Origin of the sequence: Streptomyces sp. ALB3, assembly GCF_044385685.1 — a bacterium.
Lineage (GTDB): Bacteria > Actinomycetota > Actinomycetes > Streptomycetales > Streptomycetaceae > Streptomyces.
In genome coordinates, this window is the sequence record NZ_JBISCE010000040.1 from 164,472 (window position 1) to 185,231 (window position 20,760).

Consider the following 20,760-nt stretch of genomic DNA (forward strand, 5'->3'; position numbering starts at 1 on the left):
CGAATTCGACCGGCGCGATCGTTTCCGTATCCCCACACTTCATTCACAGCGATTTGCCAGGAGTTCGTGCGACCAAATTCACTGCCCTCAACCAGCCGCCGATATGCCCCATTTAAGGGGGATGAATCATCAGGTAACGGTCGGTTGTCGGTGGTTTCACTTTCGAATGGCAGGGAACGCGCGATATCTCTTGAGGGTTTTACGCATAGCGATGGACGGGTCTAAGGTGCATGGGATGTCTCAAGCTCCGAGCGATATTCAGAGGGCCCCGACCACCCCGGAGAGCCGGGAGTCGGAGCCCAGACGCGAGCAGACCCTGCCGGTGCACGGGGCCTCCCCGGCGGCGGCTCCGGTCCGCACCGGGGTGCCCGCGCCGGCCAGGCGTCGTGACGCGTACTTCGACAATGTGAAGTACCTCGCGATCGTGCTCGTCGCCGTGGCTCACGCGTGGGAGCCGGTGATGGACGGCAGCCGCACGACGCGCGCGCTGTACATGGTCGTGTACACGTTCCACATGCCGGCGTTCATCCTCGTCTCCGGCTACTTCTCGCGGTCGTTCGACATGAGCTCCGCCAAGGTGAAGCGCCTCGTCACCGGGGTCGTCGTGCCCTACGTGCTGTTCGAGACGGCGTACTCGCTCTTCAAGAGGTACGCGGGCGGCGTGGACGACACACCCGTCACGCTGCTCGACCCGCTGTTCCTGACCTGGTTCCTGATCGCCCTGTTCATCTGGCGCGTCACCACACCGCTGTGGCAGTCGCTGCGTCACCCCCTTCCCGTCGCTCTCGGCATCGCCGCGCTCGCCTCGGTCACCCCGGGCATCACGGACGACCTGGACCTGCAACGCGTCTGCCAGCTGCTGCCGTTCTTCGTGCTCGGCCTGCTGATGAAGCCGGAGCACTTCCAGCTGATCCGGCGGCGCGAGGTCCGGATGCTCGCCCTGCCGCTGGTCGCCGGCGCGCTGGTGTTCGCCTACTGGGCGGCGCCGCGCATGCGGCTCGGCTGGTTCTACCGCAGCAACAGCGCCCAGGAGATGGACTTCCAGTGGTGGACGGGGCCCGTGATGACCCTGGCGATGTTCGGCTGCGCGCTGCTGCTCACGGTCGCGTTCCTCGCCTGGGTGCCGCGCCGCCCCATGTGGTTCACGGCGCTGGGCGCCGGCACGATCTGCGGCTACCTGCTGCACGGGTTCCTCGTGAAGGGCGCCGGCTACTACGGCCTGTTCGACCGTTACGAGTGGCTCACGGGGCCCGTGGGGCTCGTCGTCGTCTCCCTCGTCGCGGCCACCGCCGTGACCCTGTTCTGCACCCCGCCGGTCCGGCGCGCGCTGCGCTTCGCGACCGAGCCCGACATGGACTGGGCCTTCCGCCGGAGTCCGGCCAAGCGCTGAGCCTGGCCGGATCGGCTCCTCCCGCGGGGGCCGGTCCGGCGGGAACCTCAGCCCGTGGCGGGGTTGGCTTGATCCCGTCGCTCGGTGGGCCCGTCGCCGCCGTCGAGCCCCAACAGGCCGCGCACCTGCGCGTACTTCTCGGTCAGCCGGATCCGGGTCACCGGCTCCAGGACCGCGAGCCGGGCCGGATCCGCGTTGTGCGCCAGGTCCGCCTCCTTGATCAGCAGCGCGCCGGGCGTGGCGAGAATCCGCCCGGTGTACGCGGAGAGGTCCTCGCCGTCCCGCTTGGTGACGGCGAGGACCATTTCTTTCACCCGCTCCGGCAGCGGGGCCTCGTCCAGCCACTGCCGCGACAGGGCGCCGTCCTCGACCGCGTCGTGCAGCCAGGCCGCCGCCATCTGCTCCTCGCTGCCGCCCCGGATCCGCACCCCCTCGGCCACCGCGGCCAGGTGTTCCGCGTACGGACGCCCCGCCTTGTCGGTCTGTCCGCGATGGGCCTCGCGGGCGATCGCCTCCACCTGGGACAGGGTCAAGTTCAGCATCGGCATGGGCCGACTGTACGCGGGCACCGTCGCGCGGGGCAGCGTCTCCACGGGGCACAGCGAATCGTTCGGTAAACTAATTACTGACGATTTCTTGACGCACTCTTGACCCACCGAAGGAGACGGGCTCATCGGACACGCAGACACGCTCATCGCCATGGGGGGCGCCTTCCTCGCCGCCGCCGTCCTCGCCCGCGTCGGCGGCCGCATCGGGCTGCCGACCATCCCCCTGTTCATCCTCGCCGGGATCCTGCTCGGCCCGCACACCCCCGGGGTCGTCCTTCTCGACGATCCGCACGACCTGGAGATGCTTTCCGCTCTCGGCCTGGTGCTGCTGCTCTTCTACCTCGGGCTCGAATTCCATCTGGACGACCTGAAGAAGGGCGGGCGCAAGATGGCGCTCGCCGGCGGCACCTACCTCGCCCTGAACGTCGGTGCCGGTCTCGGCTTCGGTTTCGCGCTGGGCTGGGGCACCTCGGAAGCCCTGGTCCTCGCGGGTGTGCTCGGCATCTCGTCGTCGGCCATCGTCACGAAGGTCCTGGTGGACCTCGGCCGCATCGGCAGCCCCGAGACCCGTCCGATCCTCGGGATCATCGTCGTGGAGGACGTGTTCCTCGCCCTCTACCTGGCCGCCCTGCAGCCGATCCTGTCCGGTGCGGACAGCCTCGGGGCGGCGGTGCTCGACGGCGGGAAGGCCTTCGGCTTCCTGCTGTTGCTCGCCCTGGTGGCCAGGTTCGGCACGAAGGTCATCGGCAAGCTGTTCGACACGAAGGACGACGAGCTGCTCGTCATCTCCTTCCTCGGGGCCGCCGTCTTCGTGGCCGGGGTCTCGGAGTGGTTCGGGGTCGCCGACGCGATAGGCGCGTTCATGGTCGGCCTGATGCTGGGCAGCACCGCCTCGGGCCCGCGCGTCATGAAGCTGGTGCATCCGCTGCGGGACGCGTTCGGCGCGATCTTCTTCTTCGCCTTCGGACTGTCCATCGACCCCGGCGACCTGCCGAGCGTGGTGTGGCCGGTGCTGGCGGCCGTCGCCGTGACCGTGGCGATGAACGTCTTCGCCGGGATGGCCACGGCCAGGATCTACGCCTTCGGCCCGAAGGCCACGGCGAACATCTCCACCACCCTGCTGGCACGCGGGGAGTTCGCGCTGATCCTCGCCACGATGGCGGCGGGCGCGGGCCTGGACGAACGCCTCTCCCCGTTCATCGCCGGGTACGTGCTCCTGCTCGCGGTCCTGTCACCCCTGGCGGCCGGACGCTCGCACTGGCTCGCCCGGATCCTGCCCGGGGGACGGACGCCGGAGCAGGAGGCCGGCAAGGAGGCGGTTCCGGTCTGAGGCGTCGACGACCGGGTGCGGGGGCCCGGTCCGCGCACCCGGGGGACGCGCGCACGGTGACAGGTCCTCAGTGACGGATCGCGGGTGACGCGTCCCGAGCGAGGTGTCCGGCACGACACGTGCGCGGCGGCTCGGCGGGGCCGGCCCGTGTCGGGGATGGCGGACGCGCCATGACTTCACGTTCGGGTGACAACGGCACGTCCAACTTGACGCCTGTACGGTTTCGACCGCTTCGGCACGGTTCAGCCCCGGCGGGACAGCAGCAGCAGCGCGCGGTCGTCGTTGACGTCCTTCGCGCAGGCCTCGATCAGATGCCACGCCGCGCCCTCGAAGCCCGTCGCGACGTAGCGGTCGGCCTCGCCGGTCAGCCGGTCGATGCCGTCGGCGATGTCCCGGTCGGACGCCTCGACCAGACCGTCGGTGAAGAGCATCAGGACGTCGCCGGGTGCCAGCGACCCTTTCACCGCGTCGAACTCCGCTCCGTCGTACACCCCGAGCAGCGGACCCTCGGCGGCCATCTCCTCCCACCGTCCGCTGCCGGCGTGCAGTTGCAGCGCGGGGGGATGGCCCGCCGAGAGGAGTTCGTAGTCGCCGGACTCCAGGTCGAGGACGAGATGGATGGAGGTGGCGAAGCCCTCGTCCCAGTCCTGACGCAGCAGATAGCCGTTGGCGGCGGGCAGGAAACCGTGGGGCGGCAGGGAGCCCAGGAGGCCGCCGAAGGCTCCGGAGAGCAGCAGGGCGCGGGAACCCGCGTCCATGCCCTTGCCGGAGACATCGGTGAGCACCACTTCCAGGGTGCGTCCGCCGTTGGTGCGGGCGGCGACGACGAAGTCACCGGAGAAGGACTGACCGCCCGCCGGGCGGAGGGCCATCTCGCGGTGCCAGCCCTCGGGCAGCCGCGGCAGGGCGCTCTGGACGCGGATCCGTTCGCGCAGGTCGAAGAGCATGGTGCCGCCGCGCCGCCACGGCACGCCCACCCTGGCCCGGAACTGGGCGAGTACCAGGCCGAAGAAGCCGCAGGCGGCGACGACCAGTACGGTGCCCGGCGTGACCCGGGCGGGCCCTTCCGCGTAAGGGCCGAGAGCGATGGACTCCACGATCAGGGCGGCGGCGGCGGTCGCGTAGAGACTGAGCAGGCTGGCGGGCCGCAGCAGCAGCCCGCCGGCGACGATCGGCAGGGCCAGCGCGGCCGGTGAGCACCAGACCGGGTTGAGCAGCGTGGTGCAGGTGATCACCGGAATGACGAACAGCAGTCCCGCCAGGGCTATCCAGTCGGAGCCGTCGCCACGGAAGTAGTCGACCCCGGACCTGCGCAGCGCGATGCGCGCCCGGTGCGCTGATCTTCGCCACCGGGCGGTGTAGGTGTCTGCTCCTCTGCGACGGGCCATTGCCGGGACCTTATCCACCCGGCGGCCTCCGGTGCAGGGGGGACCCCGTGACAATGTGTTCGAAACCGGGTCGCCCGGGTGGCGGAGCCCTGGTAAGCAGGGGTTCATGAACACGGACCTGCGGGTGCTGACGGCCTCGGAGTGGGATGCCTGGCTCGGTTGCACGGAGCTGGCGTTCGGTGGCGTCCCCCTCTCTCCGGAGAGCCGCGAGTTGTACGCCTCGCTGGCCGAGCCGCAGCGTGCGCTCGGTCACTGGGACGGCGCCGAGTGCGTCGGGACGGCCGGTGCGTACAGCTTCCGGGTGACCGTGCCCGGCGGCGCGGCGGTGCCCGCCGCCGGGGTCACGATGGTGAGCGTCGCGGCGACGCACCGCAGACAGGGACTGCTGACCTCGATGATGCGGCGCCAGCTGGACGACGTCCGGTCCTGGGGCGAGCCGCTCGCGGTGCTGCTCGCGTCGGAACCCGGCATCTACGGCCGGTTCGGCTACGGTGCGGCCACGTCCGAGCTGAACCTGCGGATCGACACCTCCCGGGTCGGCCTGGCGCTGCCTCCGGGTACGGACGGGGTACGCGTGCGCCGGTCGTCCCCGGAGCGGGCGCTGGGTGCCTGCGAGGCCGTCTACGCGAGGCTGGCGGCCGGCCGGCCCGGTACCCCCGTGCGGCGGCCGGGCTGGGAGCGGGTGGCCGTGAGCGACCCGGAGAGCCGCCGGGAGGGCGGTTCCCCGCTGCAGTGCGTCCTCGCGGAGCGCGACGGGGAGGTGACGGGGTACGCCACGTTCCACCTGAGGCCGGCCTGGGACGACGCCGGTCCGAGGGGCACGGTGGCGGTGCGGGACGTGGCCGGGCTCGATCCCGCCTCGTACGCGGCGCTGTGGCGCTTCCTGTCCGGGATCGACCTGATGCCCGTGGTCGAGTGCCGCAACCGCCCGGCGGACGACCCCGTCCTCCGGCTGGTCTCCGACGTCCGGCGCTGCGAGGTGCGGCTGCGGGACGGGTTGTACGTACGCCTGGTCGACCTGGGTGCGGCGCTGGCGGCCCGGTCCTACCGGGCACCCCTCGACGTGGTGCTGGACGTTCAGGACGCCTTCTGCCCCTGGAACGCGGGGCGTTGGCGGCTGACCGCTGACGCGGGGAGCGCGGCTGCCTGCCGCCGGACGGACGACGACCCCGGACTGTCCCTGTCCGCCGGCGTGTTGGGGGCCGCCTATCTGGGCGGGGTGTCGCTGACGACGCTGGCTGCGGCCGGGCAGGTGCGGGAACTCCGGGTGGGTGCGCTGGCGGAGGCGGCTCTGGCGTTCTCCTCGGACGTGCAGCCCTGGTGCCCGCACGGCTTCTGAGTCCGTGCGGTCACCGGCGCGTCGGGCGGCCGGACACGGGCGGCTGGCACGCCGGGCACCAGAAGAGGTTGCGGGCCGCCAGGTCCGCCGTGCGGATCCCGGTCCCGCAGATGTGGCACGCCTGCCCGGCACGGCGGTAGACGTACACCTCGCCGCCGTGGTCGTCGACCCGCGGGGGCCTGCCCATGGCCTCCGGCAGGTGCTCGGGGCGGACGGTGTCGATGCGGTTGTTCCGTACGCCCTCGCGCATCAGGGCGCCGAGGTCGGCCCAGACGGCGTCCCACTCCCCCCGGGTGAGGTCCCTGCCCGGGCGGTACGGGTCGATGCAGTGCCGGAAGAGGACCTCGGCGCGGTACACGTTGCCGACGCCCGCGACGACCTTCTGGTCCATCAGCAGGGCGGCCACCGTGACGCGGCTGCGGGAGATCCGCTGCCAGGCACGCTCGCCGTCCTCGTCCGCGCGCAGCGGGTCGGGCCCCAGCCGGTCGTGTATCGCGCGCTTCTCGGGGCCCGTGATCAGGGCACAGGTGGTGGGCCCGCGCAGATCGGCGTGGTGGGTGTCGTTGAGCAGCCGCAGCCGGACCGTCTCGGTGGGCGGGGGCGCCGGGGACGTGCCGAAGCCGAGCTTCCCGAAGAGCCCGAGGTGGATGTGGACCCAGACCGCCCCCTCGAAGCCCAGGAAGAGATGTTTGCCGTGGGCGTCGACGCCGGTGAACGTCCGGCCGTCCAGCAGGGCCGCGCTGTCGGCGAACTTTCCCTGGGGGCTGCTCACCCGCACCGGGCGGCCCGCGAAACGCTCGTGGTGGTCGGCGGCGAGGCGGTGGATCGTATGCCCCTCGGGCACGGCGTGACTCCTGTGGACGCGCTTGTGCCGCCGGGCAGGGGCCCGGCGGCACAGGGGAAGGGGGTACGGGCCTTTCAGCCCTGCTGCGGGTGGTGGGCCGGGACAGGGGGGAGCTCGCCGGTGTTCTCGTACGCCGAGAGCATGTCGATGCGGCGGGTGTGGCGCTCCTCGCCCGAGTACGGGGTGGCCAGGAAGATCTCGACGAACTTGGTGGACTCCTCCACCGTGTGCATCCGTCCGCCGATGGCCACGACGTTGGCGTCGTTGTGCTCACGGCCGAGCGCGGCGGTCTGCTCGCTCCAGGCGAGTGCGGCGCGGACGCCCTTGACCTTGTTCGCGGCGATCTGCTCGCCGTTCCCGGAGCCCCCGATGACGATCCCGAGGCTGTCCTTGTCCGCGGCCGTCCGCTCCGCGGCACGCAGGCAGAACGGCGGGTAGTCGTCCTGGGCGTCGTAGATGTGGGGACCGCAGTCGACGGCCTCGTGGCCGTGGGCCGTGAGCCACTCGACGAGGTGGTTCTTCAGTTCGAAGCCGGCATGGTCGGAGCCGAGGTACACGCGCATGGTGCGAAGTGTGGCACGGACCGGGCGGGGTAGCCGTCAGCGGGGTCGGGACCCACCGGGCTTCCCGGGGGCCGGGCCGGATCCGGCGCCTGTGTGCAAGGCCACTCGGGCAACGATCGGGTCAAGGAACCGGATGAAGGGGTTCCGCATCCGGTGTCGATCGGGCTTGAATGCGTGGCCTTGCCTTCCGCACCACCCCCGCGGAGGCAACACCGACACACGTGATCAGAAAACGTAAGGATTCGATCCATGACGTCGCAGACGACTCTGGCTGGACCGGGCCAACAGCCCGGTGAGCCGGGAAAGCCGGACTCCCCGGACGGACTGCAGGCCGGTCTCAAGAACCGTCACCTCTCGATGATCGCCATCGGCGGTGTGATCGGAGCGGGCCTCTTCGTCGGCTCCGGTGCCGGCATCGCCGCCGCTGGACCGGCCATTCTCCTGTCGTACGCGCTGGTCGGCCTCATGGTCGTCTTCGTCATGCGGATGCTCGGCGAGATGGCCGTCGCCCGGCCGAGCTCGGGTTCGTTCTCCGCCTACGCGGACCGGGCGCTGGGCCGCTGGGCCGGTTTCTCCATCGGCTGGCTGTACTGGTTCTTCTGGGTCGTGGTGCTCGCCGTCGAGGCCACGGCGGGTGCCAAGATCCTGGAGAGCTGGGTGCCCGGCGTACCGCAGTGGGCCTGGGCCCTGATCGTCATGGTGGTGCTGACGGCGACCAACCTGGTCTCCGTCGGCTCGTACGGTGAGTTCGAGTTCTGGTTCGCCGGGATCAAGGTCGTGGCGATCGGCGCGTTCGTCGTCGTCGGCCTGCTCGCCGTCTTCGGCGTCCTGCCGGGTTCGGACGACGCGGGGTCGGGCCTCGCCCACCTCACGGACACCGGCGGGTTCTTCCCCGAAGGGCCGGGCGCCATCCTCACGGGTGTGCTGATGGTCGTCTTCTCCTTCATGGGCAGCGAGATCGTGACGCTGGCCGCCGGTGAGTCCGAGGACCCGCGGCGCGCCGTCTCCAAGGCCACCAACAGCGTGATCTGGCGTATCGCCATCTTCTACCTGGGCTCGATCTTCGTCGTCCTGACCCTGCTGCCGTGGAACGACCCGTCGATCGTCGAGGACGGTTCGTACGTCGCCGCGCTGAACGTCATCGGCATCCCGCACGCCGGCCAGGTCATGGACGTCATCGTGCTGACCGCTGTCCTGTCCTGCCTCAACTCGGGCCTCTACACCGCCTCGCGCATGGCCTTCTCGCTGGGGCAGCGGGGGGACGCCCCCAAGGCGTTCGCCAGGGTGAACAAGCGGGGCGTGCCGCAGGCGGCGATCCTGTCGTCCGTGGTGTTCGGCTTCGTCGCCGTGTTCTTCAACTACCAGTGGCCCGACACGGTGTTCGCGTTCCTGCTGAACTCCTCCGGCGCGGTCGCCCTGTTCGTCTGGCTGGTGATCTGCTTCACCCAGCTGCGGATGCGCGGCATCATCCTGCGCGAGTCGCCCGAGAAGCTCGTCGTGCGGATGTGGCTGTTCCCCTACCTGACCTGGGCGACGATCGCGATGATCTCGTTCGTCCTCGTCTACATGCTGACCGACGACGCCGGGCGCGAGCAGGTGCTGCTCTCGCTGCTGGTCGCGGCCCTGGTCGTGGGGATCTCGCTGGTGCGCGACGCCCGCAGCCGGAAGGCGAAGGCGGCGGCACCGGCCGAGTGACCGTCGCACATACCTGACGGCGGATGTCAGGGATACCCGGAAGGCTCTCCTTCGCCCCGCGATCCCGCGAGCGAACGGAGAGCCTTCTTCATGACCGCCAGAGCCGACAGCTTCCAGACCGGCTTCGCCATCCGCCCGGACCTCCTCGTGGAGCCCACGAGTGCCGCCGGCGTCGCCACCGCGGTGCGGGACGCCGCCGCGCGCGGTCTGCCCGTCGCCGTCCACGCGACCGGGCACGGGCTGCCGGGCCCCGTCGAGGGCGGTGTGCTGGTCAGCACCCGCCGGATGGACGGCGTGGAGATCGATCCGGTGCGCCGCACGGCCCGTGTCGGGGCGGGCGCGACCTGGGGCGGGGTCGTCGCGGCGGCGGCCCCGTACGGGCTCGCCCCGCTCAACGGCTCCTCGCCGGGGGTGGGCGCCGTCTCGTACACACTCGGCGGCGGGCTGCCCGTCCTGGCCAGGGAGTTCGGCTACGCAGCCGACCACGTCCGCTCGCTGGACGTGGTGACCGCCGACGGCGTCCTGCGCCACGTCACCCCCGACAGCGAGCCGGACCTCTTCTGGGGCCTGCGCGGCGGCGGGCACCGGCTGGGCGTCGTGACGGGGCTGGAGACCGGTCTGGTGGCCGTGGAGCGGCTGTACGGAGGCTCGCTGGCCTTCGACGGCGCCGCGGCCCCCGAGGTGCTGCGGAGCTACCTGGAGTGGACGCGGACCGTCCCGGAGACCTGCACCTCCTCGGTGGCGGCCCTGTGCTACCCCGACCTGCCGCAGCTCCCGGAGCCGCTGCGCGGCCGGTACGTGGTCTCGGTGCGCGTCGCGTACACCGGGCCGGCCGCGGACGGCGAGGCCCTGGCGGCTCCGCTGCGGGCGATCGGGCCCGCGCTCTCGGACTCGCTCCGGGAGATGCCGTACACCGAGAGCCACACCGTCCACAGTGATCCGCCGTTCCCGCACGCCTACTACGGCGAGGGGCTGATGCTCCGCGGCCTGGACCCGGGGACCGCCGCCCGGGTGCTGGAACTGACCGGCCCCAAGGCTCCGATGATGACGGTGGTCCAGCTCAACCACCTGGGCGGCGCACTGGCCGCGCGGCCCGCCCACGACAACGCGGTGCCCTACCGGGACGCCGGCTTCCTGCTGCGGCTGCTGTCCCCGCTGGACGGTACGGACGTGGCGGCGGTCCGGGCGCTCTACGCGGAGGTGGCCGGCCGGACGGCGCCGTACACCCTGGGCCGTGCGCTGAACTTCTCCTTCGGCGGCGGGGACCGGACCGAGGCCTTCCACGGGCCCCGGACGGCCGGGAGGCTCGCCGGTCTGGTGTCGCGATACGACCCGGCGAGCCTCTTCGGTGGTGCCTACGGCGTCAGCCGCGACGCCCGATGAGCTTCCAGGAGGCGGGCAGCGCCCCCATGGCCAGCGCGGCCTTGAGGGCGTCACCGACGAGGAACGGCACCAGGCCGGCCGCGACGGCGGCGCTCATCGACATGCCGGTGGAGAGCGCCAGGTACGGCACGCCGACCGCGTAGATGATGAGGGATCCGACGGCCATGGTGCCCGCGGTGCGCAGGACGGAGCGGTCGCCGCCCCGGCGGGCGAGACCGCCGACGACGGTGGCGGCGAGCAGCATGCCGAGGACGTAGCCGAACGACGCGCCACCCGGGCCGGAGGTGCCCTCGGAGAACCACGGCATGCCGGCCATGCCGACCAGCGCGTACAGGGCGAGGGAGAGGAAGCCGCGCCGGGCGCCGAGTGCGGTGCCGATGAGCAGTGCGGCGAAGGTCTGGCCGGTCACGGGGACCGGGGAGCCGGGGACCGGCACGGCGATCTGGGCGGCCATACCGGTGAGGGCGGCGCCGCCGGCGACCAGCGCCGCGTCCACGGCGTAGCGGTGCCGGGCTGCGGGCAGCAGGTCGGCGAGGACCGCTCCGGAACGGACGGGGGCGGCAGCAGTGCTCATCGGGACTCCGCGGGTGAGATCGGCAGGCAGGGACGGACTGAGGGTGACGTTAGCCGACGGAATATCGCTGGAACACCATCAGCCGCCCACAAAGCGGCGGTTGAGGGGTTAGTCGGGTTCGGACAAAGAGCAGCGCGCAATCACATGTCGACGTGATGCTGGTCACGGAGGTGGGGGTGCACCCTCCCCTCCGTTCGGGAATGGGTGCCGTCGCGTGAGACTGTAGGTTCCCCATAAATGATCCGAGAGTGATCCTCAGCTCATGCACGACACGCCCCCCACGCACTCCCCCGTACCGTCCGAGCCCCTGGCCCACGGTCTGAAGCAGCGCCATCTGACGATGCTCGGTCTGGGAGGGGTGATCGGCGCCGGCCTCTTCGTCGGATCGGGTGCGGGTATCGCGGTCGCCGGGCCGGCGGTCGTCGTCTCATACCTGATCGCGGGCGCGCTCGCGACGCTCGTGATGCGGATGCTCGGTGAGATGTCCGCCGCGATGCCCGCCTCCGGGTCCTTCTCCGTCCACGCGGAGCGCGCCCTGGGCCGCTGGGCCGGCTTCAGCGTGGGCTGGCTCTACTGGTTCATGCTGGTGGTGGTGCTCGCCGTCGAGGCGACGGCCGCCGCTCAGATCGCCCACGGCTGGGTACCCGCGATGGATCCGTGGCTCTGGGTGCTGGTCTTCATGGTGGTGTTCACCGTGGCCAACCTGACGGCCGTGAAGAACTTCGGCGAGTTCGAGTTCTGGTTCGCCACGCTGAAGGTGGCCGCGATCGTGGCCTTCCTGGTGCTCGGCCTGCTGGCCGTCCTCGGTGTCCTGCCCGACACCGATCCGGTGGGACTGACGAACCTCACCGGCCGGGGCGGCTTCCTGCCGAACGGCTGGGACGGCGTGGTCGCCGGTGTGCTCAGCGTGGTGTTCGCCTTCGGCGGGCTGGAGGTCGTCACGATCGCGGCGGCCGAGACCGACGATCCGGCGCGCGCCGTGGGGCGCGCGGTGCGCAGCGCGGTGGTGCGCGTCCTCTTCTTCTACGTGGGTTCGATGCTGGTCATCGTGACCGTGCTGCCGTGGACCGCGCAGCGGGCCGGGCTCAGCCCCTATGTGAAGGTCCTGGACTCGGTCGGGGTGCCGTCGGCCGGGCAGCTCATGAACATCGTGGTCTTCGTGGCGCTGCTCTCGGCGCTGAACGCCAACCTGTACGGCTCGTCCCGGATAATCTTCTCGCTGGCCGAGCGCGGCGAGGCGCCGCGCGGGCTGCTGAAGGTGTCGGGCCGGGGCGGCGGCGGGGTGCCCCGTCGGGCGGTGCTGGCCTCGGTGGCCTTCGGTTTCGTCTCCGTCCTGCTCAATCTCCTGTGGCCCGAGACCGTGTTCCTCTACATGCTCAACTCGGTCGGGGCCGTCCTGCTGTTCGTCTGGGGCCTGATCGCCGCCTCACAGCTGCGGCTGCGGCGCCGGCTGGAGCGGGAGGCGCCGGGCGCCCTGGCCCTGCCGATGTGGTGCTTCCCCTATCTGACCTGGGTGACCCTGGCCGGCCTGCTGGCCGTCCTGCTGCTGATGCTCACCGACGACTCGGCCCGTCCGCAGGTGCTGTGGTCGGCGGGGGCCACCGCCCTGGTGCTGCTCGTGGCGGCCGGGCGGGAGCTGCGGGCGAAGCCGTAGGCGGGTGAGCACCTTGTGTGAGCCTCGTGACCGTATAGCGGACAGTCGTTCCGCGTGGGCGGGGCCGATGGCCAGACTGTGGGCCGACCTCCGTCCCGACCAGTGAACTGAGCCTGTCCATGTCCCGGACCTCCGCGCCGCCCCCCACGGACGCCGCCGCCCCCACTGCCGACTCCGCGCTCACCCACGGCCTCAAGCAGCGACACCTGTCGATGATCGCCCTGGGCGGTGTGATCGGGGCCGGGCTGTTCGTCGGCTCGGGCGCGGGCATCGCCGCGGCCGGGCCGTCCATCGTCATCGCGTACGGCATCTCCGGTCTGCTGGTCATGTTCGTGATGCGGATGCTCGGCGAGATGTCCGCCGCCAACCCCGCCTCCGGCTCCTTCTCCGTCCACGCGGAACGCGCGATCGGGCCGTGGGCGGGCTTCACCGCCGGGTGGTCGTTCTGGGTGCTGCTCTGCGTCGCGGTGGGGCTGGAGGGCATCGGTGCCGCGCAGATCGTGACCGGCTGGCTGCCCGGGACGCCGGAGTGGGCCTGGGTCGCCCTGTTCATGGTGATCTTCCTCGGTACGAACCTCGCCGCCGTGAAGAACTTCGGTGAGTTCGAGTTCTGGTTCGCCGCGCTCAAGGTCATCGCGATCACGCTCTTCCTGGTGCTGGGCCTCCTCGCGATCCTGGGCGTGCTGCCCGGCACGGACTCCCCCGGCACCGCGAACCTGACCGGGGACGGCGGCTTCATGCCGAACGGTTCCGAAGGCCTCATCATCGGTCTGCTCGCCTCCGTCTTCGCGTACGGCGGTCTGGAGACCGTCACCATCGCGGCGGCCGAGTCCGAGAACCCGGTGCGGGGCGTCGCCAAGGCGGTGCGCACGGCGATGTGGCGCATCGCGGTCTTCTACATCGGTTCGATGGCGGTCATCGTGACCCTCGTGCCGTGGGACGACCCGACGGTCGCCGAGGTCGGCCCGTTCTACGCGATGCTCGACCACCTCGGCATCAGCGGCGCCGCGGAGATCATGAACGTGGTGATCCTGGTCGCCCTCCTCTCCGCCATGAACGCGAACATCTACGGCTCCTCGCGCATGGCCTGTTCCCTCGTCGCCCGCGGCCAGGGGCCGAAGGTGCTCGGCAGGATCTCCTCCGGCGTCCCGCGGAACGCCGTGCTCGCCTCCTCCGTCTTCGGCTTCCTGTGCGTGCTGCTCAGCTACTGGCGCCCCGACGACGTCTTCCCGTGGCTCCTCAACATGATCGGCGCCGTGATCCTGGTCGTCTGGATCTTCATCGCCGTCTCCCAGCTGATCCTGCGCAAGCGGACGGAGCGCGAGGCCCCCGACCGGCTCGTCGTGCGGATGTGGCTCTTCCCGGGCCTGACGATCGTGGCACTGGCGGCCATGGCCGGCATCTTCGTCCTGATGCTGCGGCAGCCCGACACGCGGGACCAGCTCCTGGCGACCGGCGCGCTGACCGCGCTGCTGATCGTCATCGGCCTGGTACGCCAGAAGCGGGCGGAGCGCCGCGCGCAGGCCGGCGGCTGAGCACCGGTCCACCTCCCGGCTCCGCCCGGCCGTGCCCCAGGCCGGCCGGGCACGCGGGAGCGCGTGTCCGTCATCCCAGACCGAGCTCCAGCAGCGGCAGTTCGCGCCCCGGGACCGAGCCGGAGGGGGTGGCGCCGATCCGGACCGCGCCCATCGCCGTGTAGAACGGCTCGGCGTTCGGGTCGGCGTCGATGGTGAGCCGTACGAACCCCAGTCGGCGGGCGTGCTCCACGGTGTGCTCGAACAGGAGCCGTCCCACGCCCCTGCCGATGGTGTCCGGCTCGACGAACATCATGGCGAGTGCGCCCTCGGGCGGCTCCCCGGCCAGAGTGGTGAAGCCCAGCACGCGGCCGTCCTCCTCCGCGACCACCGTCCGCCCGCCGGCCGTGTCGCCGGGCCGGACGGTCAGTTCGTCGCGGCAGGCCGCCATGAACGCCTCGTCGTATCCCCAGTGGGCCTTGGAGCGCAGGGCCAGCCCGGTCAGGGCCGTGGCCTCCGAGGGCCTTCCAGGTCGCAGTCGCACGCCTTCCTTCCTCCTCTTCCTCCTCCGTCGCCCGTCGACCACCGTACGTGCGGCCGTACATGAGGTGGCAAGGTTCCGTCCGCCCCGGCGTAACCCCGCGCCGCTTCGGTGGGTGCTCCGCGCCTACCGAGGAGCAACCATGACCCTCCAGCACCCGCGCCGCCGCTCGGTCCTTCTGGCCACGGCGGCCGTCTCCGCCGCCGCGGCGGCCCCTGCCGCCGCCTCCGGTGCGCCCGGGAGCGGCGGGAGGGGCCCGCTCGTCATCGGCCACCGGGGTGCTGCCGGCTGGCGTCCCGAACACACCGCTTCCGCCTACACGTTCGCGGTGCGGGCCGGGGCCGACTGGATCGAGCCCGACCTGGTCCCGACGAAGGACCACGTCCTGGTGGTGCGCCACGAGAACGAGATCTCCGGCACCACGGATGTGGCCCGGCGCCCGGAGTTCGCGGGCCGCCGCACCACGAAGACGGTGGACGGGCGCTCCGTCACCGGCTGGTTCACCGAGGACTTCACCCTCGCCGAACTGAGGACGCTGCGCGCGGTGGAACGGCTCCCGCTGGTCCGCAACCGCAACACGGTCTTCGACGGACGCGAGCGGATCATGACCTTCCAGGAGGTCGTCGACCTGGCCCGCGCCCTGTCGAGGGAGCACGGCCGGCAGATCACGGTCTTCCCGGAGACGAAGCACCCGGCGTACTTCCGCTCGGTCGGCCTGCCCCTGGAGCCCGCACTCATCAGGCTCGTCCGCCGGAACCGGCTCACCGCCCGCGAGTGCGTGGTCCAGTCCTTCGACCCGTCCAGCCTCCTCGAGGTGGCCTCGGCGCGGCTCGGTCTCCCTCTGTGGCAGGCCCTGGGGACGAGCGGGGGACCGTACGGCCACCCGGTGACGTACCAGGAGATGATGACGCCGGCGGGGCTGCGCGAGATCGCCACCTACGCCCGGTGGGCAGGCCCGGACAAGTCCTCCCTGGTACCCCTGTCCACCCTGCTGGAGGACGCCCACGCCGCCGGGCTGAAGGTCGGGGCGTACACCTTCCGCGCCGAGAACCGGTACCTCCCGGCCGAGTACCGGAGGGGCGCCGCGCCGAACGACTTCGGTGACGCCTTCGCCGAGTACGCCTTCCACTTCGGCCGGGGCGTGGACGCCGTCGTGACGGACTTCCCCGACCTCGCGGCGACCGCACGCGACGGCCGGCGGTCCTAGGACGAACGGCTGATCACCTTCGGGCCCTCCTCCTGCTAGCCTGCAATTGCGAAGAACTTGCAATAGCCACCAGGTAGCAGTTGGAGGGTTCGAACCCATGGCCACGTACACGCTTCCGGAACTCCCGTACGACTACGCGGCGCTCGAACCGGTCATCAATCCGCAGATCATCGAGCTGCATCACGACAAGCACCACGCCGCGTACGTCAAGGGTGCGAACGACACCCTGGAGCAGCTGGAAGAGGCCCGCGCCAAGGAGGCCTGGGGCTCCGTCAACGGCCTCCAGAAGAACCTCGCCTTCCACCTCTCCGGCCACATCCTGCACTCGATCTACTGGCACAACATGACCGGCGACGGCGGTGGCGAGCCCCTCGCGGCGGACGGTGTGGGTGACCTGGCCGACGCGATCGCGGACTCCTTCGGTTCCTACGCCGGCTTCAAGTCCCAGCTGACGAAAGCCGCGGCCACCACGCAGGGCTCGGGCTGGGGCGTCCTCGCGTACGAGCCGGTCAGCGGCAAGCTGATCGTCGAACAGGTCTACGACCACCAGGGCAACGTGGGCCAGGGATCCGTCCCGATCCTGGTCTTCGACGCCTGGGAGCACGCCTTCTACCTCCAGTACAAGAACCAGAAGGTGGACTTCATCGAGGCCATGTGGCGCGTCGTCAACTGGCAGGACGTGGCGAAGCGCTACGCCGCCGCCAAGGAGCGCGCCGACGTGCTGCTGCTCGCTCCCTGACCTGACGGAGCGACCCGAACGTCCTGCCTCGTGATCGTCTTCTCAGCCTTCACCCGGCAGGCGGATCAACGGAGGACCCCCGCGAGGACATGACTCGCGGGGGTCCTCCCATGCCCGGGCCCGTAGCCGGTCCGCACGGTGTGCGGCCGGACGGGCCGCGTGGTGATCCCTGGCCGCGGCCGGCGCGGACGGGCGCCCGCCGCCCGCACAGGAGGGCCGGGAGGTCTTCTGCTCACCACGGCGGCCGGTGCGAGACTGGCAGGGTGACGGACATCCGACAGCAGACCGGCCGGCGCCTGGAGCGAGCCATCCTGGAGCTGCTGGACCGTCGTGGCCCGGCGGCGACGATCTGCCCGTCCGACGTCGCCCGAGCGGTGTACGAAGGGGACGACGACGGCTGGCGGGCGCTCATGGAGCCGGTCCGCGGCGCGGCCCGGCGGCTGGTCACGGCCGGCGAGGTGGAGATCACCCAGGGTGGCCGCCCTGTCGAACCGGCAGAGGCCCGAGGTCCGGTCCGTATCCGCCGCGCCCGCTGACACCTCCCGGGCCGACGGCACACGGCCGGTGCGGGCCCGGAGTTCCGGGCGCCCGCACCGGCCGGCCGGTGTCAGTCGAAGACCGGGCCCTGCGTACGGGTCCGCTTGATCTCGTAGAAGCCGGGGATGGACGCCACCAGCAGCGTGCCGTCCCAGAGCTTCGCGGCCTCCTCGCCCTTGGGGGCGGGGGTGACGACCGGGCCGAAGAAGGCGATCTGCTCGCCGTCGGCGCCGGGGACGGCGATGACCGGGGTGCCGACGTCCTGGCCGACCTTGTCGATGCCCTCCTGGTGGGAGGCGCGGAGCTCCTTGTCGTACGCGTCGGAGTCGGCGTACTCCAGGAGCTCGGCCGGCAGGCCGACGTCGGCCAGCGCGCCCGCGATCGCCTCGCGGGTGGGTCCCTCGCCGTTGTTGTGGATGCGGGTGCCGAGCGCGGTGTACAGCGGGCCGACGATGTCGTCGCCGTGCTTCTGCTGTGCGGCGACCACGACGCGCACCGGCGCCCAGGCCTGGGTGCGCATCATGTCCTGGTACTCCTCGGGCAGCTCGTCGAGCCGGGGCTCGTTGAGCACGGCGAGGCTCATCACGTGCCAGCGCACCTCGACATCGCGGACCTTCTCCACCTCGAGCATCCAGCGGGAGGTCATCCAGGCCCAGGGACAGAGCGGGTCGAACCAGAAGTCCGCCGGGATCCTGCCGCCGGCCGTGCTGTTCTCGGGCATGTCTCTCCTCGTGAGGTCGGTCTGCACCTGAGTGTCGGAACGCCACGCGCCCTCCCGCCATTCCCGTGCGCCGCCCTCGTGGCCGCATGGGAGGATCAAAGGTCTTCGAACGAGACACAAAGGAGTGCTCCGTGCCCGGTGAGAACCTGTCCCGCGACGAGGCCCGCGAGAGGGCCGAGCTGCTGACCGTCGACGGTTACGAGGTCGCTCTCGACCTCCGCTCCGCCGTCGGGGAGCCCGACGGGGGCGACGACGCCGGTCCGCGCACCTTCCGCTCGCAGACCACGATCCGCTTCCGTTCCGCCCGTGCCGGGGCCTCGACCTTCGCCGACCTGCTGGCCCCGTCCGTGAACGCGGTGGCGCTGAACGGCAAGGACCTGGACCCCGGGGCCGTCTTCGACGGGACCAGGATCGTGCTGGAGGACCTCGCCGCTGGTGACAACGTCCTGGTGGTCGACGCGCAGTGCGCCTACAGCCGGACCGGCGAGGGCCTGCACCGCTTCGTCGACCCGGAGGACGGCGAGGTCTACCTCTACACGCAGTACGAGCCGGCCGACGCGCGGCGGGTCTTCGCCAACTTCGAACAGCCGGACCTGAAGGCGCCCTACCGCTTCGAGGTGACGGCGCCCGAGGGCTGGCAGGTCCGGAGCAACGGCGAGGAGGAGTCGCGGGAGGGCGGTGTCCACCGCTTCGCGGAGACCCTGCCGATCTCCACCTACATCACGGTGGTCGTGGCGGGCCCGTACCACTACGTCAGCGACCTCTACACACGTACGTTCGACGACGGGTCGAAGCTGGAGGTCCCGCTCGGCGCGATGTGCCGCAAGGGGCTCGCGCGTCACTTCGACGCCGACGACGTCTTCCTGGTCACCAAGCAGGGTCTGGACTTCTTCCACGACCAGTTCGACTACCCGTACCCCTTCGGGAAGTACGACCAGGCGTTCGTGCCGGAGTACAACCTCGGTGCCATGGAGAACCCGGGCCTCGTCACCTTCCGCGAGGAGTACATCTACCGCGGCAAGGTCACCTCGGCCTCCTACGAGCGCCGGGCCAACGTCATCATGCACGAGATGGCGCACATGTGGTTCGGCGACCTCGTCACCATGCAGTGGTGGGACGACCTGTGGCTGAAGGAGTCGTTCGCCGACTTCATGGGGACCTTCTCGATGGTGGAGGCGACCCGCTTCACGGACGGCTGGATCACCTTCGCCAACAACCGCAAGGCATGGGCGTACCGCGCCGACCAGCTGCCGTCGACGCACCCGGTCACAGCCGACATCCGTGACCTGGAGGACGCCAAGCTGAACTTCGACGGCATCACGTACGCCAAGGGCGCCTCGGTGCTCAAGCAGCTCGTGGCGTACGTGGGGCGGGAGGCGTTCCTGGAGGGCGCGCGCCGCTACTTCAAGCGGCACGCCTACGGCAACACACAGCTGGGCGACCTGCTCTCGGTGCTGGCCGAGACATCGGGGCGCGACATGACGGCCTGGTCGCGCGCCTGGCTGGAGACGGCGGGGGTCAACGTCCTCACGCCGGTCGTGACGTACGGCGGTGACGGCCGGATCGCGGAGCTCTCCGTGGCCCAGGAGGCCCCGGCCTCCCACCCCGTGCTCAGGCCGCACCGGGTCGCGGTGGGCCTGTACCGGCTGTCGCCGGAGGCCGGGCTGGTGCGCTACGCCCGCGCCGAGGCGGACGTCGCCGGGGAACGCACGGTGGTCACGGAGCTGGCCGGTGCGGAGAGGCCCGACCTGGTCCTGGTCAACGACGACGACCTGACGTACTGCAAGGTCCGCTTCGACGAGGTCTCCCTCACCACCCTGCGCGAGCACCTCGGTGACATCACCGACCCGCTGGCCCGGGCCCTGTGCTGGTCCGCCCTGTGGAACCTGACGCGGGACGCGCTGCTGCCGGCCAGGGAGTTCGTCTCCCTGGTGCTGTCGTTCGCCGGCCGCGAGTCGGACATCGGAGTCCTGCAGATGCTGCACGCCTGGGCCCGGTCGGCGCTGGTGCACTACGTGGCCCCGTCCTGGCGGGAGGAGGGCGGCCGGGCGCTGGCCGGGGGCGCGCTGGCGGAGCTGCGTCGCGCGGAGCCGGGAAGCGAGCACCAGCTGACGTGGGCCCGCTTCTTCGCCGCCGTCGCTGCGTCGGACTCCGACTTCCAGCTGCTGGGTGGCCTGCTCGACGGTTCGGCCCAGATCGACGGCCTGGACGTCGACCAGGAGCTGCGGTGGGCGTTCCTCGCCCCGCTGGCCTCGCACGGCAAGGCGGACGAGGCGGCCCTGGACGCCGAGCTCGCCCGCGACGACACGGCGTCCGGCAAGCGGCACCACGTGCGGTGCCTGGCCTCGCGCCCCTCGGCGGCGGTCAAGGCCCAGGCCTGGGCCGTGGTCGTGGAGTCGGACAAGCTGTCCAACGCCCTCGTCGCGGCGACGATCGCGGGCTTCGGGCAGCCGTCGCAGCGGGAGTTGCTGGCGCCGTACACCGCCTCGTACTTCGAGGCGATCGAGCGGGTCTGGGCCGAGCGCTCCATCCAGATCGGTATGGACGTGGTCGGGGGCCTCTTCCCCGGTCTGCAGGACGACCCCGCGACCCTCACCGCGACGGACGCGTGGCTGACCTCGCACCCTGACGCGGCTCCGGCGCTCCGTCGGCTGGTCCTGGAGGCGCGGGACGACCTGGCGCGTGCCCTGAGGGGGCAGGAGCGCGACGCGGCGGCGTGAGATCACGGCGTGCGCCCCGCACACGTGTGCGGGGCGCACGGCCCGCGGGCCCCCCCCCACCCCCCCCCATCTT

Annotated in this window: 18 protein-coding genes; 11 read left to right on the forward strand and 7 right to left on the reverse strand. The window is 71.3% G+C overall.

Annotation, left to right across the window (positions count from 1 at the left end; all coding sequences use genetic code 11):
• The first annotated feature begins 235 nt into the window (after positions 1-235).
• Complete coding sequence (locus tag ACHFIV_RS26470) at positions 236-1,390, forward strand: acyltransferase family protein (protein WP_398973894.1); 1,155 nt, start codon at positions 236-238, stop codon at positions 1,388-1,390.
• Positions 1,391-1,437: 47 nt separating this feature from the next.
• Here ACHFIV_RS26470 and ACHFIV_RS26475 read toward each other — a convergent pair whose 3' ends face one another.
• Positions 1,438-1,938 carry an HD domain-containing protein gene (locus ACHFIV_RS26475; RefSeq protein WP_398973898.1) on the reverse strand — a complete coding sequence of 167 codons (501 nt, stop codon included), beginning with the start codon at positions 1,936-1,938 and terminating at the stop codon, positions 1,438-1,440.
• Positions 1,939-2,089: 151 nt separating this feature from the next.
• Here ACHFIV_RS26475 and ACHFIV_RS26480 point away from each other — a divergent pair, with 151 nt between their 5' ends.
• Positions 2,090-3,268 carry a cation:proton antiporter gene (locus ACHFIV_RS26480; protein ID WP_398973901.1) on the forward strand — a complete coding sequence of 393 codons (1,179 nt, stop codon included), beginning with the start codon at positions 2,090-2,092 and terminating at the stop codon, positions 3,266-3,268.
• 242 nt (positions 3,269-3,510) lie between these two features.
• On the opposite strand, the gene ACHFIV_RS26485 is transcribed toward ACHFIV_RS26480, so the two are convergent.
• Positions 3,511-4,656 (reverse strand): PP2C family protein-serine/threonine phosphatase, encoded by a 1,146-nt coding sequence (locus tag ACHFIV_RS26485; RefSeq protein ID WP_398973904.1) that lies wholly within the window; start codon positions 4,654-4,656, stop codon positions 3,511-3,513.
• 106 nt (positions 4,657-4,762) lie between these two features.
• Between ACHFIV_RS26485 and ACHFIV_RS26490 the strand changes: the two genes are divergently transcribed.
• Positions 4,763-5,995: a GNAT family N-acetyltransferase gene (locus tag ACHFIV_RS26490; RefSeq protein WP_398973907.1), complete on the forward strand. Its 1,233-nt coding sequence runs from the start codon at positions 4,763-4,765 to the stop codon at positions 5,993-5,995.
• A gap of 10 nt (positions 5,996-6,005) precedes the next feature.
• On the opposite strand, the gene ACHFIV_RS26495 is transcribed toward ACHFIV_RS26490, so the two are convergent.
• Positions 6,006-6,839: an Fpg/Nei family DNA glycosylase gene (locus ACHFIV_RS26495; RefSeq protein ID WP_398973910.1), complete on the reverse strand. Its 834-nt coding sequence runs from the start codon at positions 6,837-6,839 to the stop codon at positions 6,006-6,008.
• 74 nt (positions 6,840-6,913) lie between these two features.
• Positions 6,914-7,402, reverse strand: coding sequence for a ribose-5-phosphate isomerase (locus tag ACHFIV_RS26500; protein ID WP_398973913.1), 489 nt, complete (start codon positions 7,400-7,402; stop codon positions 6,914-6,916).
• Positions 7,403-7,651: 249 nt separating this feature from the next.
• Between ACHFIV_RS26500 and ACHFIV_RS26505 the strand changes: the two genes are divergently transcribed.
• Entirely contained in the window at positions 7,652-9,097 is a 1,446-nt protein-coding gene (locus ACHFIV_RS26505) for an amino acid permease (protein WP_398973915.1), read from the forward strand.
• Between the two features lie 90 nt (positions 9,098-9,187).
• On the forward strand, positions 9,188-10,480 hold the full coding sequence (locus ACHFIV_RS26510; protein WP_398973918.1) for an FAD-binding oxidoreductase: 1,293 nt from the start codon (positions 9,188-9,190) through the stop codon (positions 10,478-10,480).
• On the opposite strand, the gene ACHFIV_RS26515 is transcribed toward ACHFIV_RS26510, so the two are convergent.
• Positions 10,461-11,054 (reverse strand): biotin transporter BioY, encoded by a 594-nt coding sequence (locus ACHFIV_RS26515; protein ID WP_398973920.1) that lies wholly within the window; start codon positions 11,052-11,054, stop codon positions 10,461-10,463. The genes ACHFIV_RS26510 and ACHFIV_RS26515 overlap by 20 nt on opposite strands.
• 262 nt (positions 11,055-11,316) lie before the next feature.
• Between ACHFIV_RS26515 and ACHFIV_RS26520 the strand changes: the two genes are divergently transcribed.
• Together ACHFIV_RS26520 and ACHFIV_RS26525 are read left to right on the forward strand one after the other, a co-directional pair.
• Positions 11,317-12,708: an amino acid permease gene (locus ACHFIV_RS26520; RefSeq protein WP_398973923.1), complete on the forward strand. Its 1,392-nt coding sequence runs from the start codon at positions 11,317-11,319 to the stop codon at positions 12,706-12,708.
• A gap of 119 nt (positions 12,709-12,827) precedes the next feature.
• Entirely contained in the window at positions 12,828-14,243 is a 1,416-nt protein-coding gene (locus tag ACHFIV_RS26525; RefSeq protein ID WP_398973926.1) for an amino acid permease, read from the forward strand.
• 70 nt (positions 14,244-14,313) lie between these two features.
• Here the strand turns inward: ACHFIV_RS26525 and ACHFIV_RS26530 are convergent, their stop codons facing one another.
• Positions 14,314-14,766: a GNAT family N-acetyltransferase gene (locus tag ACHFIV_RS26530; protein ID WP_398973929.1), complete on the reverse strand. Its 453-nt coding sequence runs from the start codon at positions 14,764-14,766 to the stop codon at positions 14,314-14,316.
• A 139-nt stretch (positions 14,767-14,905) separates the two neighbouring features.
• Between ACHFIV_RS26530 and ACHFIV_RS26535 the strand changes: the two genes are divergently transcribed.
• The 3 genes from ACHFIV_RS26535 to ACHFIV_RS26545 all read left to right on the forward strand — a co-directional run bounded on the left by ACHFIV_RS26535 (position 14,906) and on the right by ACHFIV_RS26545 (position 17,245).
• Positions 14,906-15,970, forward strand: a complete 1,065-nt coding sequence (locus ACHFIV_RS26535; protein ID WP_398973932.1) for a glycerophosphodiester phosphodiesterase family protein — start codon at positions 14,906-14,908, stop codon at positions 15,968-15,970.
• Between the two features lie 97 nt (positions 15,971-16,067).
• On the forward strand, positions 16,068-16,709 hold the full coding sequence (locus tag ACHFIV_RS26540; protein WP_398973935.1) for a superoxide dismutase: 642 nt from the start codon (positions 16,068-16,070) through the stop codon (positions 16,707-16,709).
• 263 nt (positions 16,710-16,972) lie between these two features.
• Positions 16,973-17,245 carry a DUF3253 domain-containing protein gene (locus ACHFIV_RS26545; protein ID WP_398973938.1) on the forward strand — a complete coding sequence of 91 codons (273 nt, stop codon included), beginning with the start codon at positions 16,973-16,975 and terminating at the stop codon, positions 17,243-17,245.
• 71 nt (positions 17,246-17,316) lie between these two features.
• Here the strand turns inward: ACHFIV_RS26545 and ACHFIV_RS26550 are convergent, their stop codons facing one another.
• Positions 17,317-17,967: a mycothiol-dependent nitroreductase Rv2466c family protein gene (locus ACHFIV_RS26550; RefSeq protein WP_398973941.1), complete on the reverse strand. Its 651-nt coding sequence runs from the start codon at positions 17,965-17,967 to the stop codon at positions 17,317-17,319.
• A gap of 131 nt (positions 17,968-18,098) precedes the next feature.
• Between ACHFIV_RS26550 and pepN the strand changes: the two genes are divergently transcribed.
• On the forward strand, positions 18,099-20,687 hold the full coding sequence (gene pepN / locus ACHFIV_RS26555; RefSeq protein ID WP_398973944.1) for an aminopeptidase N: 2,589 nt from the start codon (positions 18,099-18,101) through the stop codon (positions 20,685-20,687).
• Positions 20,688-20,760: the final 73 nt, after the last annotated feature.

What these genes read in the sequence shown, in the direction of transcription:
- ACHFIV_RS26535 (WP_398973932.1), top strand. Translation starts at nt 14,906, where the DNA reads ATGACCCTCCAGCACCCGCGCCGCCGCTCGGTCCTTCTGGCCACGGCG.
- ACHFIV_RS26550 (WP_398973941.1), bottom strand. Translation starts at nt 17,967, where the DNA reads ATGCCCGAGAACAGCACGGCCGGCGGCAGGATCCCGGCGGACTTCTGG.
- ACHFIV_RS26510 (WP_398973918.1), top strand. Translation starts at nt 9,188, where the DNA reads ATGACCGCCAGAGCCGACAGCTTCCAGACCGGCTTCGCCATCCGCCCG.
- ACHFIV_RS26485 (WP_398973904.1), bottom strand. Translation starts at nt 4,656, where the DNA reads ATGGCCCGTCGCAGAGGAGCAGACACCTACACCGCCCGGTGGCGAAGA.
- ACHFIV_RS26500 (WP_398973913.1), bottom strand. Translation starts at nt 7,402, where the DNA reads ATGCGCGTGTACCTCGGCTCCGACCATGCCGGCTTCGAACTGAAGAAC.
- ACHFIV_RS26475 (WP_398973898.1), bottom strand. Translation starts at nt 1,938, where the DNA reads ATGCCGATGCTGAACTTGACCCTGTCCCAGGTGGAGGCGATCGCCCGC.
- ACHFIV_RS26515 (WP_398973920.1), bottom strand. Translation starts at nt 11,054, where the DNA reads ATGAGCACTGCTGCCGCCCCCGTCCGTTCCGGAGCGGTCCTCGCCGAC.
- ACHFIV_RS26490 (WP_398973907.1), top strand. Translation starts at nt 4,763, where the DNA reads ATGAACACGGACCTGCGGGTGCTGACGGCCTCGGAGTGGGATGCCTGG.
- ACHFIV_RS26470 (WP_398973894.1), top strand. Translation starts at nt 236, where the DNA reads ATGTCTCAAGCTCCGAGCGATATTCAGAGGGCCCCGACCACCCCGGAG.
- ACHFIV_RS26505 (WP_398973915.1), top strand. Translation starts at nt 7,652, where the DNA reads ATGACGTCGCAGACGACTCTGGCTGGACCGGGCCAACAGCCCGGTGAG.
- ACHFIV_RS26540 (WP_398973935.1), top strand. Translation starts at nt 16,068, where the DNA reads ATGGCCACGTACACGCTTCCGGAACTCCCGTACGACTACGCGGCGCTC.
- ACHFIV_RS26525 (WP_398973926.1), top strand. Translation starts at nt 12,828, where the DNA reads ATGTCCCGGACCTCCGCGCCGCCCCCCACGGACGCCGCCGCCCCCACT.
- ACHFIV_RS26480 (WP_398973901.1), top strand. Translation starts at nt 2,090, where the DNA reads ATGGGGGGCGCCTTCCTCGCCGCCGCCGTCCTCGCCCGCGTCGGCGGC.
- ACHFIV_RS26520 (WP_398973923.1), top strand. Translation starts at nt 11,317, where the DNA reads ATGCACGACACGCCCCCCACGCACTCCCCCGTACCGTCCGAGCCCCTG.